This window comes from Rhizobium sp. 268, assembly GCF_036571585.1.
Taxonomy (GTDB): Bacteria; Pseudomonadota; Alphaproteobacteria; order Rhizobiales; family Rhizobiaceae; genus Rhizobium; species Rhizobium redzepovicii.
Genome location: NZ_JAPPSO010000001.1, coordinates 267,557 through 283,575 on the forward strand (window position 1 = coordinate 267,557; position 16,019 = coordinate 283,575).

Below are 16,019 nucleotides of genomic sequence, written 5' to 3' on the forward strand. Positions count from 1 at the left end.
GTCGCGGGGGAGCAATTCAGGCGATCTCGCGCAGGCGTTCGGCGGTCTGCAAGTCGACGGAGACGAGGGTGGAGACGCCCTGTTCGGCCATGGTGACGCCGAAGAGGCGGTTCATGCGGGCCATGGTGATCGGGTTGTGGGTGATGATGACGAAGCGGGTTTCGGTGGAGGCCGCCATTTCGTCCATCAGATTGCAGTAGCGCTCGACATTGTGGTCGTCGAGTGGCGCGTCGACCTCGTCGAGCACGCAGATCGGCGCCGGATTGGTTAGGAAGACGGCGAAGATCAGCGCCATCGCCGTCAGCGCCTGCTCGCCGCCGGAGAGCAGCGTCATGGTCTGCGGCTTCTTGCCGGGCGGCCGCGCCAGGATTTCCAGGCCGGCTTCGAGCGGATCGTCGGATTCGATCAGCTGCAGCTCGGCGGTGCCGCCGCCGAAGAGATGGGTGAACAGCCGCTGGAACTGGGCGTTGACGATGTCGAAGGCGGCGATCAGCCGCTCGCGGCCCTCGCGGTTGAGGCTCTGGATGGCGCCGCGCAGTTTGCGGATCGCATCGATGACGTCGTCGCGCTCCCTGATCAGCGCTTCGAGCTTCTCGCTCAGCTCCTTCTGTTCCTCGTCGGCGCGCAGGTTGACGGCGCCGAGCCGCTCGCGCTCGATCCGCAGGCGCTCCAGCTCGCGCTCGACCTCGCGCGGATCGGGAAGCGCCTGCATGGCCGGGCGCCCGGTCAGCTGCAGCGCCTCATGCGGCGCGACATTCAAAACTTCGCGGATGCGGCTTTCGCTTTCCTGACGCTTCTCGCGGGCCGAAACCAAGCGCTCCTCGGCGCGGCCGCGCCTTTCCCGGCATTCGGCAAGCGCGGAGAGCGCCGTCGCCGCCTGGTGATCGGCCTCGCGCTGGATGCGTTCGGCCTCCGCCAGGAGATCGCCGGCGTTGCGGCGCGCCTCCTCGGCCTTCTGCAATTCGGAAAGCAGAGCCCGGCGCTTGTCGTCGAATTCATCCGGCGCCATTTCGAGTTCGGCTGCCTCTTCGCGCGCCTCTTCCTCGCGCTCGCGCAGCGTCGCGACCTGGTCCTCGCCGCTGAGCGCCCGCTGGCGCCAGGTCTCGCGCTCCTGGCCGATCGCCATGATGCGGCGCTGGCGAGCCTCGTTTTCTCGTGCCAGGCTTTCGTGGCGGGCGCGGCTTTCGGCAAGCGCGCCGCGATCGGTCGCGACCTCCGCCTGCTGGAAGCGCAGACGCTCATCGATCGCGGTCAGATCGGGCGCATCTTCCAGCTCGATGCGGGCGTTCTCTTCCTGGACGCCGATCTCCTCCAGCTGCGCGCCCAGCTGGCTGACCGCCTCGCTGACGACATCACGGCGGCGGATCAGGTCGCCGGAGGCTCGCTCGGCCGCTACCAGCGCTTCGCGGGCTTCGGCCAAATGACGCGCCGACAGCCGGCTCATGTCGCGGGCGTCAGCAAGCCGGCGCTCCTCCAGCCGGATTGCTTCGGCGGCCGCCGCCTGCCGCTCCTCGGCTTCGGCGAGCACGTCGCGGGCAAGGGCTGCTTCGCCTTCGAGCTCGGCCAGGCGGTTCTTCTGGGCAAGGCGAAGGGCGGCCGCACTCGGCGCGTCGGCGCCGGTGACGTGACCGTCCCAGCGATAGACGGCGCCCTCTTTCGTCACCAGCCGCTGACCGGGCTGCAGCGCCGCCATCAGGCGTTCCGCGTCTCCATCGGCGACCAGGCCGATCTGGCGGAGGCGGCGGGTGAGTGCGGCAGGCGCGCTGATATGGCCGAGCAGCGGCGTGACGCCTTCGGGAAGGGCAGGATCGCCGGAACCATCACCATTGTCCGACCAATGGGCCGGCGCCTCGGCAGCAAGCGGCGATTCCAGATCGTCGCCGAGGGCAGCACCGAGTGCGGTCTCGAAGCCGCGGTCGACCTTCAGTTCGTCGGCAACCGGCGGAAATTTGCCGGCGGCAGCACCGGCGGCGAGCATGCGGGAAATGGTGCGGGCCTCGGTTTCCAGCGCATTCAGGCTCGAACGGGCCTGATCGACCGGCGCGCGCGACAGCGCCTCGGTCTGGCGGGCAGCGGCCAACGCCTGCTCCACCACCTGGACGGCGGCTTCCGCGTCGGCAAGGGCGATTTCGCCGGCCTCGACGATGGCGCGTTTTTCATCCGGGTCAGGCAGGCCGGCGATCTTGTCGCCGATGGCTGCGAGTTCGTGGTTGGCCTCGTCCATCTGGCGCTCGAGGCGCATGCGGCGATCGGCGAGATCGCGGATGGCGCGTTCCAGCTGGTTGCGGCCGGCAGCCGCTTCGGCGCGCTCGGCCGTCAGCGCGGTAAAAATGCGCTCGCTGTCGGCGAGCTTTGCGGCCGCTTCCTCAAAGGCCTCGCGGGTTTCCTCGGCATAACGGCCGGAATCGGCCAGCACTTCCGCAATCTCGGCTTCTTCGGCGTCGAGCCTTGCCAGGATGACGGCATTGTCGGCCACCAGCCGCTCCTCGCGGCGAATATCTTCGCCAAGCTGGGCGAGACGGCGGGTGAGTTCATCGCGTCGGCGCAGGATGCGGCCGGCATCTTCCTCCAGCTGGCTTCGGGCGATCTGAAGCCGCTGCAGGGCGGCGGCGGCACGCGCTTCGCCGTCGCGCAGTTCCGGCAGCTTCAGGCTGGCAATGCCCTGCTGCTTGGCCGCCTCCATCTGGGCTTGGGCCTTTTCGGCGACGACTGATGTCGCCTGGTTCAGCGCGCTATCGGCCTCGGCCTCGGCCTCCTTGGCCTGCATCCAGCGGATATGTAAAAGCATTGCCTCGCGGGCGCGGATATCGGCCGACAGCGTCTTGAAGCGGTTGGCCTGGCGGGCCTGGCGTTTCAGGCTCTCGATCTGGCTTTCGAGCTGCGAGGTGACGTCATCGAGACGCTCGAGATTGCCTTCGGCGGCGCGCAGCCGCAGTTCGGCCTCGTGGCGACGGGAATGCAGGCCGGAAATGCCGGCCGCCTCTTCGAGCAGCTGGCGGCGGGCCTGCGGCTTGGCTTGGATCAGCTCGCCGATACGGCCCTGCCCGACCATCGAGGGCGAACGGGCGCCGGTGGAGGCGTCGGCAAACAGCAGCTGCACATCCTTGGCGCGGCTTTCCTTGCCGTTGATGCGATAGAGCGAGCCCTGCTCACGCTCGATGCGGCGGGTGACCTGGATCTCGTCGGCATCGTTGAAAGCGGCGGGCGCGGTGCGCGTTGCATTGTCGAGATAGAGTGCCACTTCGGCGGTGTTGCGGGCCGGCCGGTTTCCGGAACCCGAAAAGATCACGTCGTCCATGCCCGAGGCGCGCATGTTCTTGTAGGAATTCTCGCCCATCACCCAGCGCAGCGCCTCGACGAGGTTCGACTTGCCGCAGCCGTTCGGGCCGACGACGCCGGTCAGCCCCCGCTCGATGATGAATTCCGTCGGCTCGACGAAGGATTTGAAGCCGACCAGGCGCAGCTTGTTGAACTTCATGCGTAGACATCCACGGCAGGAAGCCCCCTCAGCCGCAAGCTGCGCTGAATACGAAAAACGGGCGCACGGCTTTCGCCGTCGCCCGTCGTTTCGAAACGGTCAGGTTCAGATGAGGCTGTCGATGAGCGCCGACAAGGTTTCAACCGGCATGTCTCCAGAGTAGCGCTTGCCATTGATGAGGAACGTCGGCGTGGCGTTGACGCCGAAATCCTTGGAACCTCTTTCCCGCGTGGCGTTCACTTCATCCAGAAGCTTCTGGTTCGTCAAGCATTTCGTGAAGCTATCCTCAGTAAATCCGGCGAGCTTCGACATCTGCAGCAGTGCGGCGCGGCCGTCATCGGCGGCGGCCCAGACCTGCTGCTGCTTGAACAGCATCGAGACCATCGGGAAATACTGTTCCGGCGTGCTCAGCTGCTCGGGATTGGAAGCGCTGCAGCGGGCGAGCATGAAGGCGGCGGCGGCGCGCGGATCGAAGGGGAATTCGCGGATGATGAACTGCACCTTGCCGGCGTCGACATATTTCTGCTTGATCGCGTCGAAGGTGGTGTTGTGGAAATGGGCGCAATGCGGGCAGGTCATCGACATATATTCGACGATCTTGACCGGGGCGTCGGCCTTACCAAGCGCCATCTCCGGCAGCGCGCCGGGCTTCAGCACCTCGGCCATATCGACATCGCCGTCCGACTGCGGCATTTCGGTCGCGGACGTGGCCGCCGTCTGAATGGTATCGACATTGGTGCCGTCGGCCATGGTCTTGCCGGAGGACGATGCATCGGCAGCGTCCTTGCTGTCGTTGCAGGCGACAAGCGCTGCGGCAGCTGCGGCGATGGCGATCCCACCCAGGAGGCGGCGTTTCGTCAGTTGCATTTCGGACATCTGCATGGGTTCCCCATAGGTATGAGAGTGACGGCGTGACTGTGCGATATAACGGCTGACGGCCGCTCACAAGCCACGGTTCACCAACTTCCTTCAAAGAATTGTGACCGTGATGGGACCGCTAGGCAAAATTGCGAGCGGGCGGCTCGCGCGTCAAGGTTCGGTGATGATGTCGAGGATGAGCCTCGCCAGCGGTTGCTCTGAGCCGGCAAAGCTCTCGATCATGGCGTCGATAACACGGTCGCGATCTAGTACTTCGGCATTGAACGGCAGACCAGCACGTTCGGCCAGTAGAGCGAGAAAGGTCAATTGGGTGCGGCCGTTACCCTCACGGAAAGGGTGGACCGCGTTGATCTCGGCAAGAAGGTGCGCGGCTTGAATTGCAAAATCTGCTGGTGCCAGTCCTCGGAAATAGTTCGCCTGGGCCAGCTCCCGAAAAATCCGATTCAGCTCGTTTGCGATGAACTCAGGATAACAGAACCAGTTGCCACCTTTGCCGATACGGATGGTGCGAATCTCGCCGGCCCAATCGTAGACATCCTGGAACAGGTGCTGATGGAGGGCGAGATAGTGGATGACATCCAGATCGCCCTCCGGCCAAGGCTCATCCGAGCGGAGCACGAACATCGCTGTTTCAAACTCATCGAGCTCCGCCTGGTCCGTAAGGTCCAGTTTGTTGCGGAGCACGGGCGTGCCCAGATAACAGAGCGGGTCGTATTCGGCAGTATAGACCAACGTTTAGGCAGACTTGCGGACAAACTGCGCGCGGATCGCTTCACGGCGCGCTTCTGTCGGCTGGTCTACAGTCTCCGCGAGGACCTTACGCATGCGCGGGCTGAGTATCAGGCCCTCGACCGCACTGATCTTTTCGGCTCGCGCCTGGGTCAGGCGACCGATATTGGCATTGCGGGTCAAGTTGGGCTTTTTGCTCATCGTGAGTCAGAACGTAGCACGACCTCACGCGGACTCGCAAAAGGAATTCGTTTGATTTGAACGCCGGGATCACCGTTGCACGATACAGATAGGCAAGCGGCAAACAAAGGATCACCGCCCCCGCTTGCCCATCACCGCGGTCCCCAGGCGCTGGATCGCCTGGCGCAGCTTGTCGTTTTCGATGCCTTCCATCATGCCTTCGAGCTTGCGGGCGGCTTCGCCTTTCAGCGGCGGCGGCGTGCGGGAGCGGCGGATGGCTTGTGAGACTGGCTTTTGGACGATGCGGATCTGGTGGACGGCGGCGAAGCCGAAGAAGCTGTTGATGCGCTGGATGAGTTCGCCCTGGGCATGGGTCAGGAAAAGCGCGCGCGCGCCTTCGCAGGCGATTGTCAGCACGCCGGGGCGGAAGCCGCCGTCATCGCCGCCGCCGCGGGCCCAGGCGATCTTTTCCGGCCGGGTGCAATCGGCGAAATCCTCGCCGGCGATTTCGCTCCACGAACCGAGCAGCGCAGTGTTGATGCCGGCGCGGCGCGCCAGGACGGGATCGATCAGCCCGTTCGCCAGCTCGGAAATCTGCTTTGCACCTTTGCGTGGAGAACTCATCGAAACCCTTGGACACCTCTGCCAATCGCACAGGCAATTTGCATCACCGGCTTGATCGCGCGGCATTGCTTCGCCAAGTATAGGCACTTCCCCCGATCCCGGCAAATCATGACGATCACGACACCCGACACGCCCACCGCAAAACCCCTGCTCGACTGGTACGACCGCCACCACCGCGATCTGCCCTGGCGCATCTCGCCCGGCATGGCGGCCGGCGGCGCCAAACCCGATCCCTATCGTGTCTGGCTTTCGGAGGTTATGCTGCAGCAGACGACGGTGCAGGCGGTCAAACCCTATTTCGCCAAGTTTCTGCAGCGCTGGCCCGAGGTGACCGATCTTGCCGCCGCCGAAAACGATGCCGTGATGGCGGCTTGGGCCGGGCTCGGCTATTACGCGCGGGCCCGCAACCTGAAGAAATGCGCCGAAGCGGTGGCGAAAGAGCATGGCGGCGTCTTTCCTGATACCGAGGAAGGGCTGAAGTCGCTGCCGGGCATCGGCGATTATACGGCCGCCGCCGTCGCCGCCATTGCCTTCAACCGGCAGGCGGCCGTCATGGACGGCAATGTCGAGCGGGTGATCTCCAGGCTTTATGCGATCGAAACGCCGCTTCCGGTGGGAAAGCCGCTGATGAAGGAAAAGGTGGCGCGGCTGACACCCGCGACCCGTCCTGGCGATTTCGCCCAGGCGATGATGGATCTCGGGGCGACGATCTGCACCCCGAAGCGGCCGGCCTGTTCGCTCTGTCCATTCCGCGGCGCCTGCGCGGCGCTGAAGCATTCCGATCCCGAACTCTTCCCGGTAAAGGCGGCGAAGAAGGAGAAGCCGGTGCGGCAGGGTGCAGCCTTTGTCGCAGTCACCGCCGACGGCGAGATCCTGCTCAGGCGGCGCGCCGAAAGCGGCCTGCTCGGCGGCATGACCGAGGTGCCGACAACGGCCTGGACGGCGCGGCTCGACGGCGAGACCTCGGCTGCGGCCGCGCCCTTCGAGGCGGCCTGGCAGGCCTGCGGCACCGTCCTCCATGTCTTCACCCATTTCGAACTCCGGCTGTCGATCTGGCGCACGGCAATCGCCGGCAAGGTGGATGACCGCGCGAATGACGGATGGTGGGAGCCGGTTACAAATCTTGAAGCGCAGGCCCTGCCGACCATCATGAAAAAAGCGATCGCAGCGGCTATTCCTCTCGCGTTCAAAACATCCAAGGGATGACCATGACCACCGAAATAAAACATATCGTTTTCGATATCGGCAAAGTCCTTATCCATTACGATCCGCATCTTGCCTTCGCCCGCCTCATTCCCGACGAGACGGAGCGCAACTGGTTCTTCGCCAATATCTGCACCCATGACTGGAACATCGAGCAGGACCGCGGCCGCACCTGGGCTGAGGCCGAAGCGCTGCTGATTGCCGAGCACCCGGCCCGCGAAGAGCATATCCGTGCCTTCCGCAAATATTGGCACGAGATGGTGCCGCACGCCTATGAGGACAGCGTCGCAATCATGGAAGGGCTGATGGCCGAAGGGCGCGATGTGACGATGCTGACCAATTTCGCTTCCGACACCTTCCGCGAGGCGCAGGCGCGCTTTCCCTTCCTCACCAAACCGCGCGGCGTCACCGTCTCCGGCGATGTCGGCCTGATCAAGCCGGATCTCGCGATCTACGAGACCCACACGAAAAGCTTCGGCCTCGACCCCAAGGCGACGATCTTCATCGACGATGCGCCCGTTAATGTCGAAGGCGCCAAGGAGTTCGGCTGGAATGCGGTGCTTTTTTCGGGCGCGGACAAGCTGCGCAGCGATCTTGCCGCTTACGGCCTGAAGGTCTGAAGTCATGGCTTTCGATCCCGCAGAGGAAATCGACCGCTTTCACGCCGCCATCAACGCTCTCGACTTCGCCGCGATCGAGGCCTATTTCGCCGAGGATGCCGCCTACGTCTCGAACGGCGTCGGCAGCCTTGCCGGGCGGAGCGAGATCATGGCCGCCTTCAGGAAATATTTCGACGACTATCCCGATCAGACGGCGGAAAATTCGCTGGTGGAGACACTGACGCCGCTGTCCGGCCGGGCTGTCTGGTCGCTTCGCGCCACCCACAGCAAGACGGGCAAGGCGCTGATCCGCGAGGGCGAGGAGACGATCACCTTCAACGATGAAGGCCGCATCACCCGGGTCGACGTCACCGATTACAAGGATTTCTGAAGCAGGGCCTCAAATCGAAGACGCCCGGGGCTAAAACCCCGGGCGCCTTGGCCTTCTTCCGCAACTGGAGGAAACCGGAAGAAGGTATTTCGATCCGCCGAAAGTGGTGCTCACTCCACCTTTGCCAGATCACTGCGGATGACGGACCTGAGATCGTCGATCGGGCGCAGGGACTGCCCGTCTTCGAAATGCCAGAAGGTCCATCCGTTGCAAGCATCGAGACCCTGCACCTTGGCGCCGAGACGATGAATGGAGCCGGCCTCGCCGCCTGATGCCACCGTGCCGTCGGCGCGCACGATCGCGCTGTAGCGGCGTTTGGCGTCGGTCAACACCTGGCCGGGCTTGATCAGGCCGCTTTCAACAAGCACGTTGAAGGCGACGCGGACTTCGGCCTTCTTGCCGGTCATGACGGTCAGTTCCGCCTTCCCCAGCGGCTCGACGGCGGCGATGCGGGCCGAGGCCGCATCGATATAATCCTGCTCGCGCTCGATGCCGACGAAGTGGCGGCCGAGGCGCTTGGCCACCGCACCCGTCGTTCCCGAGCCGAAGAAGGGATCGAGCACGATATCACCGGGCTTGGTCGAAGCCATGATGACGCGGGCGAGCAGCGCTTCCGGCTTCTGGGTCGGATGCACCTTCTTGCCGTCCTCGCCCTTCAGCCGCTCGCCGCCATTGCAGATCGGGAACAGCCAGTCCGAGCGCATCTGCACGTCGTCATTGGCGGCCTTCATCGCATCGTAGTTGAAAGTATACCCCTTGGCCTTGGCATTGGGGCTTGCCCAGATCATCGTCTCATGGGCGTTCTGGAAACGTCGGCCCTTGAAATTCGGCATCGGATTGGTCTTGCGCCAGATGATGTCGTTGAGGATCCAGAAGTTCAGATCCTGCAGCGTCGCGCCGACGCGGAAAATATTGTGATAGGAGCCGATCACCCAGATCGAGCCCGTCGGCTTCAAGACACGGCGGCAGGCGAGAAGCCAGGCGCGGGTGAAGGCGTCATAGGCCTCGAACGAAGCGAACTGATCCCATTCGTCATCGACGGCATCGACCAGCGACTGGTCGGGACGGTGCAGCGATCCGCCGAGCTGGAGGTTATACGGCGGATCGGCAAAGATGATATCGACGGAGTGGGTGGGCAAGGCCTCAAGGGCACTGACGCAGTCACCCTTGATAATCGTGTCGACCCAAGACCCCGGCCGGGAACCCGACTTGACGGAAGCCTTGAGGTCGGCAAGCGGAAAAACTGATGCCATTCTGATACTCACTCATACGCTTGACGCTTAACTCTCCGTTATGGTTACCCAACTTAGTTACCAAAGCCTGAAGCGGTGGCCGATTTCAGGAATTTATTGCGGATGTTATCGCCCCTCCTCACGCCGCATCGTGGACGCTGCGGCTGTCGGCCGGCGCCCCGTCGCGTTCGAACATGCCGTAATCGCGCAGCACGCTGGCGATGCGCAGGCGGTAATCGGCGAAGATGCCGCTGCGGCCGGCTTGCTGGGCGGCCCGGTGGGCTTCGAGGTTGCGCCACTGTCTGACGGCCTCCTCGTCGCGGAAGAAGGAGAGCGACAGCAGCTTGCCGCGGTTCGTCAGGCTCTCGAACCGCTCGATCGAGATGAAGCCGTCGATCTTTTCGAGTTCCGTTCGCAACTCGCCGGCGAGGTCGAGATATTTGTGGCGCTCGCCCATATAGGGCACGACTTCGAAGATGACGGCGATCATGGCAGCACCAGCTTGGCGTGAGGGGCGGAGACATTTTTGAGGAAGATGCGGTCCTCCTTGAGGATGAAGCCTTCGCGCCTGGCGAATTCGTAATTGTCGCGGCCGAGCGGGTCGGCGGCCAGCCTGGCGCGATAGGCCTCGTAAGCGGCGAGGCTGTCGATGTTGTAGACGCCGTAGGCCGATGTCGACGAGCCCTCATGCGGGCCGAAATAGCCGATCAGGTCGGCGCCGTTTTTCGGAATGGCCTGGCCCCAGTTGCGGGCATATTCGGCGAAGGCCTCCTTCTTGAAGGGGTCGATCTGATAACGGATGAAGCAGGTGATCATCGGTGTTTCTCCTTTGTGCCTGCTCGTTTTCGCACATTGCCTGACGGCGATGCTTCGGTTACGATCGAAGTATGAAGGAAGGTCCTGACATTGCGCAAATCGGTGCGCTCATCGGCGATCCCGCCCGCGCCAACATGCTGGCGGCGCTCACCGGCGGCCGGGCGCTGACGGCGACCGAGCTTGCCGGCGTCGGTGGCATCACCGTGCAGACGGCGAGTACACATCTTGCCAAGCTTGAAGCCGGCGGCCTGCTTGCCCAGCGCAAGCAGGGACGCCACCGTTATTTCACCTTGGCCGATGAGGCCGTTGCCCGGCTGATCGAAAGCATGATGGGGTTTGCCGCCGGACGCGGGCATCTGCGCCACCAGCCGGGGCCGAAAGAGCCGGCGCTGCGCAAGGCGCGCATCTGTTACGATCATCTCGCCGGCGATTACGGCGTGCGCATGCTCGACAGCCTGATCGCCTCAGGCTCGATCGACGCGGTCGGAGACGGGCTATCGCTGACCGAGAAGGGCGAAAACGATCTCAAATGCATCGGCATCGATGTCGGCGACCTCCGATCGTCGCGCCGCCCGCTCTGCCGCTCCTGCCTCGACTGGAGCGAAAGGCGCGCCCATCTTGCCGGCAGCCTCGGCAAAGCCTTGCTGTCAAGCTTCCTCGACAAGGGCTGGGCGCGGCGCACGCCCGAAAGCCGCTCGGTCCTCTTCACCCCGGAAGGAGACCGGCAGTTTCTGAAGCTCTTTCCGATCGACGCGTAGGTTCGCTGCGGATCTGCACAACCATTCAGCGCCATTCCGGCTGGTGCTGGCTATAGACCACCGGCCTTCCACCCATCCTGCTGCCGCACATGCGCACGCAGCGCCGCGAGTGTGAGCGCCAGTGCGGCGTGATTGCTTTCGGCTTCACCCAGCACGTTTTCGCCTTCCTCGATCTCGCGCAGTTGCGCGCCGTAAAGGCAATCGTCAGACGCCTGGCCGCGGGCAAGATGCCAGACGGCATCCGGCCGGATCTCCCGGCAGAGATCGATGGCGTGATTGACGTCGTGGGTGAACGGCCGCGCCATCAGGAAGCCGTGCTGCGACTTGATGCTGCTCGGCATGTAATCATGGGGACCGTCGAAATCGTTCGGCTCGGCCGGCCGGAGCTGTTTCAGCAAAAAGGCACAGGTGATGAAGGCGTCGATCCGGCCGTCGGGCATATCCGTTTTTTCCAGGGTTTCGATAATGTCCTCGATCGTCATGCAGGCTTCCTCTTGGTCGGTTCTTCGGCGTGCCGCCTCTCCTCTTCCCCATGGCGGCGGTGGCGTCCTCTTCCCCGAGCGCCATCTAGTGCATGAGAATGCCAAAGGTAGTCCCGGGGCTGTAATGGGCCGGTGATCACGCGGATTTCATCGATTTCGCACCCGCCTCGCTTGAGGCAACAGCCTGACGCGCACGTACCGGTCGAGCGGTCTTCGATCTCGGCATAGCGGTCGGCTGCCAGACGGCGTCCGTAGCCGACTTTCAAGGGCTTGCCGCCTCGAACAGAATGATTTTAGGCCCGATCGGCCTAAAATCTGAATCCTGTTCTAAATTAAAGAGTTAGAGCATGATGTCGTCCAAAAACCGCTCACACTTTTCGGCATCATGCGCTAGCAGCCCTTCTTCCTCATTTTCTTTTCGACCTTGGCTCGCCTCTCGGGTCCATCACTGGCATGTTTTCCGCCGGTCAGCCCATTATCCATCATCGCCTGCAGCTGCGCACAGTTTTTGTGGTGCTTGCCGCCCTTGGCGGTGACCTCGGTGGATGTGAAGGCAAAAAGCAGCGCTACGGCTGCCGCCGATCGAACAAGGGCTGAAAGCCTCATGGTCCCTCTCCTCTTGCCCTGCATGGTACGCCCCAGCCCCCGAGCCGGCAATGAGGATGGTGTCGCGCCAGCCCGGGATACTGGTTAAGGGCGAAGCGATCTCATCGGCATCGACGTCGGCGCCCTCCCGCTCGGCGCGCCGCCCGCTCTGCCGTTCCTGCCTCGACTGGAGCGAAAGGCTCGCCCATCTTGCCGGCAGCCTCGGCAAGGCGCTGCTGTCAAGCTTCCTCGACAAGGGCTGGGCGAGGCGCACCGCCGAAAGCCGCTCGATCATCTTCTCGCTCGAAGGCTCCCGGCAGTTCGTGAAACTGTTTCCGTCACAGGCGTAGCTTTCCGTTAGAATCTGACGTCCAATCGAGCGTTGGCGCTATGGCGGTTCTGGCCATCGCCGAATTCTCCCCGGTACGATACGGATGCGGCCGCGGCCGCGGTCAACTGCAATGCCACCGATCCACCGGCAACGACGCTGTTTTCGGCATTGCGCAACCCTTTCACGACGAAACTCCCGCCATTTTCGAATGTCAGCGCGGAGAGCGCCGTGTCCTGATCGGCTATCCGTCTCCAGGCGACATCGAAACCGGTTACGACGTTCTTGCCGGCGACCGAAGCCTGCCGTTCCGCACGCAGTCCGACCGTCGTTGCAAACTGGTCTTCGCGCGCGCTTTCTCCGGAAAGGGAAGAAGCGCCGCCATCTTCGTGGAAGCTGTCGCGCTGAGCGATTGCATAATCCAGTCTGCCGAATGGGGTGATAATAAGGTCACGGGAAAGGCCGAAGTCGAATGAGGCCTCGGAAAAGAATTGGGCGGTGCTGCCGCGATAGCTTGCCGTCTGGCTGTCGGAAAAACCGTCAAAGGCGATGTCTCGGCGCGTTTCGATGTCGTGCCAGCTGTTCGACGCCCCGAATTTGACCTGCAAGCCGCCGAATCTCTGGCCGGCATAGAGGCCCAAATGCACACTGTCGATATTGGCCGTGGAGCCGAGATCGGGGATCTCGAAAGAGGATTGTCCGACGCCTGCGAAAACGCCGGCCGCACGATCGTCGATCAGCCAGTCGACCCCGTAAAGAACGCCGCCGCGCGCAGTCCTGGCGCTGGAGGCGTTTCCGTCACCCTTCAGCCAGGAGATATTGCCATAGGCGCTCGTCCATACCTTGGCGCCAGTCTCGAAAGCCTCGTCCAGCCGGTCGTAAACCACATTGCGCACGTCATCGGCCTCGCTGAAAAGGCCATTTTGCAGCGAGGCGTGGATCTCGCCGGAGAGCTGGTCGAACGCGTCCCTCGCTTCTGCCCTGTCGCTGTAAAGGATCGCGTTATAGAGCGCGAGACTGCTGGAGCCGCTTGTCTGGTCGAGGAAGTCGAGGCCATAAGCCGACTGTTGCTGATTATACGTAAGAGCGGCACTCGGAAACAGAGAGCCGGGGCTGAGCACAGTCCGCAAGGTCAAGGTTACGTCGGTAGCGGAATAGCTGAGGAAAGACTTCAGGAAGGCAGAATCAATCTCCAGATCGCCGAACGTGCCGGAGACGGTCCCGGCCGAGACGATCGTGTAGGACTGGCCGTTGACGTAGCTGACGGCCGGATCCCACAGGATCGTCTGAACCTTGGCGCCGTTCAGGAAGGCGGTGCCGGTGACATCGACCCTGTCGCTGAGCCCGGTGCTGCCGATCTCGACTTCGAACACGCTGCTTGGATCGAAGTTCAGATCTCCGGTGACCGTCAGGGTTCCGATCGAATTTCCGGGAGCAAGGATGCTGCTTGCTGCAAGCGAAGTCATGCCGACGCTGCCGGTTCCCTGAAGTCTTGCGCCTGACCCAATGTTGACGGCGCCAGCCAGGCTGCCGTTGACGGAGAGCGTACCATCCAGCACATCCGTGTCGCCGCTATAGTTGCTATTGCCCGTCAGATGAAACAAGCCGGCGCCGGTCTTGACGAGGCTGCCGCCTCCAGTAATCGACCCGGCGAAAATGGTGGAACTGTCATCGCCGCCGACATTCAGCGTCGCTGCATTGGAAAGCGTGACATCCCCTCCCGACGAGCCGCCGCCGGCGAGCGATCCGATGGTTTCGGAGGTGGCGACGTCGAGCCCGGCGCCGGCGAGATCGGCAATGGTCACGCGGGCGCCGTCAGCCAACGCGTTGCCGTTCTGGAGGGATAGCCGCCCCTGCTCGATGTCCGTATCCCCCGACCGCGTATTGTTGCCCGAAAGGGTCAGCGTGCCCGCGCCGGTCTTTGTCAGCCCTCCAGTGCCTGATACGTTTCCGGCAAAGGTTACCGCATTGCCGCTCGTATTCACGGTGCCGCCGGCGCCGCCGATGACCACAGCCCGGGAGGCCGGAGACGCAACGGTGCCGAATGTCTGCAGCGTCGCGCCATCGAGGGTCAGCGTATTGGTGGCGCTTCCATCGCCGAGAGATGCGGATGAGGACACGAAGAGGGTTCCTCCCAGCACATTCATCGCGCCGGAAAAGCTGTTGGGTCCAAAAAGCCCTAAAGTTCCGGCGCCCGATTTTGTCACGGACCCGCTGCCGGATATGACGCCGCTGAACGATCCGCTCGCATCGGAACCGCCAATCGAAAGGCTGGCGCTGCCGATCAGAACCTCGCCGCCGCCGGAAAGCCTCGCAATAGCCTGGTTGAATCCGCCCATATCCAATTGGGTGCCGTTATCCATGAAAAGGCCGGACGATGCGGAAAGCGCGTTCGCCGACATCAATTGCAATGTGCCTGCCGAGATGGTCGTTGCACCGGTATAGGACTGACGGCTGCTGAGCGTGAAGGTGCCGGTGCCGGCTTTGGTCAGACCGCCAGCGCCCGATATTTCGCCGTCGAAGGTGGTGGAACTGTCGCCGGCCCCGACCGACAGAACGGCGTTGCTGGCGACGTCGATGGTGCCGCTGCCCGTCAACGCGTCCACGGCTTCGCTCGCATTGATTCTTAGCGCCCCATCGAGGCTGATGTCGGCCGAGCCTCCGAAGACTTTGCCGCCATCGGCGGTCAGTGTCGCGCCGGACAGGACGTCGATCGACAGGGCCCCTTGCGAGACGCCCGACCACAGGAAATCCCCGGAAATCGTCAAGCCGCGGGCGGCGATGATGCCGCCGGAATAATTTCCGGATCCGATTGCCAGCGTTTCCGTCGTGCCGATCATGCCCGCGCCGTACAGGTTGTTGAGCGAGGCGTCGTACGTTCTTAAATCCAGGGTCGAGCCTGACGACAATCGAAGCGAATCGAGCGTCGAAAGATTTGCGGCGGTGGCAGCATCCAGAATGCTCATGGACCGATTGGCCGAGAGTGCGACTTCGCCGACACCCACGAACCTGCCTTGCCAGCTTCCGCTCCGACTGAAGGTCACACGGTTTGCGCCGTCGATCGTTCCATCGAAGGAGAAGTCTCGGATCTCGAGATCCGTATCGCTGAGGTGAATCGTGCCGCTGCCGGCAAGGGAGGCTATCCAATCGCTGTGCGCTCCGAAGTCGATGGTGGCACCCGACGCGACGGTTGTTGTGGTGGCGCGGAGCAGTGCCCCTTGACCGTCGCCCGGGACCAGCAGCGTGCCGGAATCGACATAAACGTCCTGGCTTCCGCCCGAGAAGAAGTTATCCGCAAGCGTGACTGTGCCGGTGTCGCCGGCGCCGCCGAAATGAAGTTCCGCGCCCGTGCCGGCCCGATAAAGTCTGAGATTCAGATCGCTGCCGGAGATGGCGGAGAAACGCACAACGGCGCCGTCCATAATATCCATTTCCGGCGCCAGGTTGACGGTTCCGGCCCCCACGGATCTGATCCATCCACCCGTCGACATGTCGACCTGATCGGTTCCCAACTCGCCGCCGTTGCTGATCTCGACATAGGAACTGAGAGAGGAGTCGCCGCGAGCGGTAACGGCCGAGAGAACAAGGGTGATAAAGGCTGAACCGGCAACGGCGAAATGAATGGAAAAACGGCACTGTGCTTTCATCAGAATCAGCTTTACTAAAAAATTGATCGCGGAGGCTGTATAAAATGCTGCCCGCACTCCGGGGAGTCCAAACTTTGCATCGATCATC

Annotated in this window: 15 protein-coding genes and 1 pseudogene; 5 read left to right on the forward strand and 11 right to left on the reverse strand. The window is 63.0% G+C overall.

The genetic code is table 11. The features are described from left to right. Window positions 1-16 precede the first annotated feature (16 nt). The 5 genes from OS035_RS01490 to OS035_RS01510 all read right to left on the reverse strand — a co-directional run bounded on the left by OS035_RS01490 (window position 17) and on the right by OS035_RS01510 (window position 5,890). Window positions 17-3,478 (reverse strand): chromosome segregation SMC family protein, encoded by a 3,462-nt coding sequence (locus OS035_RS01490; protein WP_331813294.1) that lies wholly within the window; start codon window positions 3,476-3,478, stop codon window positions 17-19. Window positions 3,479-3,583: 105 nt separating this feature from the next. Further along, window positions 3,584-4,354 carry a DsbA family protein gene (locus tag OS035_RS01495; RefSeq protein WP_375166322.1) on the reverse strand — a complete coding sequence of 257 codons (771 nt, stop codon included), beginning with the start codon at window positions 4,352-4,354 and terminating at the stop codon, window positions 3,584-3,586. A 153-nt stretch (window positions 4,355-4,507) separates the two neighbouring features. After that, window positions 4,508-5,089 carry a Fic/DOC family protein gene (locus tag OS035_RS01500; protein ID WP_183777328.1) on the reverse strand — a complete coding sequence of 194 codons (582 nt, stop codon included), beginning with the start codon at window positions 5,087-5,089 and terminating at the stop codon, window positions 4,508-4,510. A gap of 3 nt (window positions 5,090-5,092) precedes the next feature. Next, entirely contained in the window at window positions 5,093-5,287 is a 195-nt protein-coding gene (locus tag OS035_RS01505) for a hypothetical protein (protein ID WP_097624147.1), read from the reverse strand. Between the two features lie 111 nt (window positions 5,288-5,398). Continuing rightward, entirely contained in the window at window positions 5,399-5,890 is a 492-nt protein-coding gene (locus tag OS035_RS01510) for a DUF721 domain-containing protein (RefSeq protein WP_097624146.1), read from the reverse strand. A 108-nt stretch (window positions 5,891-5,998) separates the two neighbouring features. On the opposite strand from OS035_RS01510, the gene mutY reads away from it, so the two are divergent. The 3 genes from mutY to OS035_RS01525 are packed head-to-tail and all read left to right on the forward strand — an operon-like array spanning window position 5,999 to window position 8,083. Beyond that, window positions 5,999-7,096, forward strand: coding sequence for an A/G-specific adenine glycosylase (gene mutY / locus OS035_RS01515; protein ID WP_331813295.1), 1,098 nt, complete (start codon window positions 5,999-6,001; stop codon window positions 7,094-7,096). A 2-nt stretch (window positions 7,097-7,098) separates the two neighbouring features. Continuing rightward, a complete protein-coding gene (locus tag OS035_RS01520; protein ID WP_310806766.1) occupies window positions 7,099-7,713 on the forward strand; it encodes an HAD family hydrolase in 615 nt (204 codons plus the stop codon). A 4-nt stretch (window positions 7,714-7,717) separates the two neighbouring features. Beyond that, window positions 7,718-8,083 carry a nuclear transport factor 2 family protein gene (locus tag OS035_RS01525; RefSeq protein WP_183777325.1) on the forward strand — a complete coding sequence of 122 codons (366 nt, stop codon included), beginning with the start codon at window positions 7,718-7,720 and terminating at the stop codon, window positions 8,081-8,083. Window positions 8,084-8,193: 110 nt separating this feature from the next. On the opposite strand, the gene OS035_RS01530 is transcribed toward OS035_RS01525, so the two are convergent. The 3 genes from OS035_RS01530 to OS035_RS01540 form a co-directional block, all read right to left on the reverse strand. Next, window positions 8,194-9,336 carry a site-specific DNA-methyltransferase gene (locus OS035_RS01530; RefSeq protein WP_331813296.1) on the reverse strand — a complete coding sequence of 381 codons (1,143 nt, stop codon included), beginning with the start codon at window positions 9,334-9,336 and terminating at the stop codon, window positions 8,194-8,196. 118 nt (window positions 9,337-9,454) lie between these two features. Then, the gene (locus OS035_RS01535) at window positions 9,455-9,805 is read right to left on the reverse strand and encodes an antibiotic biosynthesis monooxygenase family protein (RefSeq protein WP_183852405.1); all 351 of its coding nucleotides are present in this window, start codon (window positions 9,803-9,805) and stop codon (window positions 9,455-9,457) included. Then, window positions 9,802-10,131 carry an NIPSNAP family protein gene (locus OS035_RS01540; protein ID WP_331813297.1) on the reverse strand — a complete coding sequence of 110 codons (330 nt, stop codon included), beginning with the start codon at window positions 10,129-10,131 and terminating at the stop codon, window positions 9,802-9,804. The genes OS035_RS01535 and OS035_RS01540 overlap by 4 nt, the downstream gene beginning before the upstream one ends. A gap of 71 nt (window positions 10,132-10,202) precedes the next feature. Between OS035_RS01540 and OS035_RS01545 the strand changes: the two genes are divergently transcribed. Further along, a complete protein-coding gene (locus tag OS035_RS01545) occupies window positions 10,203-10,889 on the forward strand; it encodes an ArsR/SmtB family transcription factor (RefSeq protein WP_183777322.1) in 687 nt (228 codons plus the stop codon). A gap of 50 nt (window positions 10,890-10,939) precedes the next feature. Here OS035_RS01545 and OS035_RS01550 read toward each other — a convergent pair whose 3' ends face one another. Together OS035_RS01550 and OS035_RS01555 are read right to left on the reverse strand one after the other, a co-directional pair. Then, a complete protein-coding gene (locus tag OS035_RS01550) occupies window positions 10,940-11,371 on the reverse strand; it encodes a hypothetical protein (protein WP_097624137.1) in 432 nt (143 codons plus the stop codon). A 390-nt stretch (window positions 11,372-11,761) separates the two neighbouring features. Continuing rightward, entirely contained in the window at window positions 11,762-11,977 is a 216-nt protein-coding gene (locus OS035_RS01555; protein ID WP_097624183.1) for a hypothetical protein, read from the reverse strand. Between the two features lie 88 nt (window positions 11,978-12,065). Here OS035_RS01555 and OS035_RS01560 point away from each other — a divergent pair. Then, a pseudogene (locus OS035_RS01560) lies at window positions 12,066-12,306 on the forward strand (transcriptional regulator); the annotation flags it as partial. Between the two features lie 7 nt (window positions 12,307-12,313). Here the strand turns inward: OS035_RS01560 and OS035_RS01565 are convergent. Beyond that, window positions 12,314-15,931 carry an autotransporter domain-containing protein gene (locus OS035_RS01565; RefSeq protein WP_331813298.1) on the reverse strand — a complete coding sequence of 1,206 codons (3,618 nt, stop codon included), beginning with the start codon at window positions 15,929-15,931 and terminating at the stop codon, window positions 12,314-12,316. Window positions 15,932-16,019 lie beyond the last annotated feature (88 nt).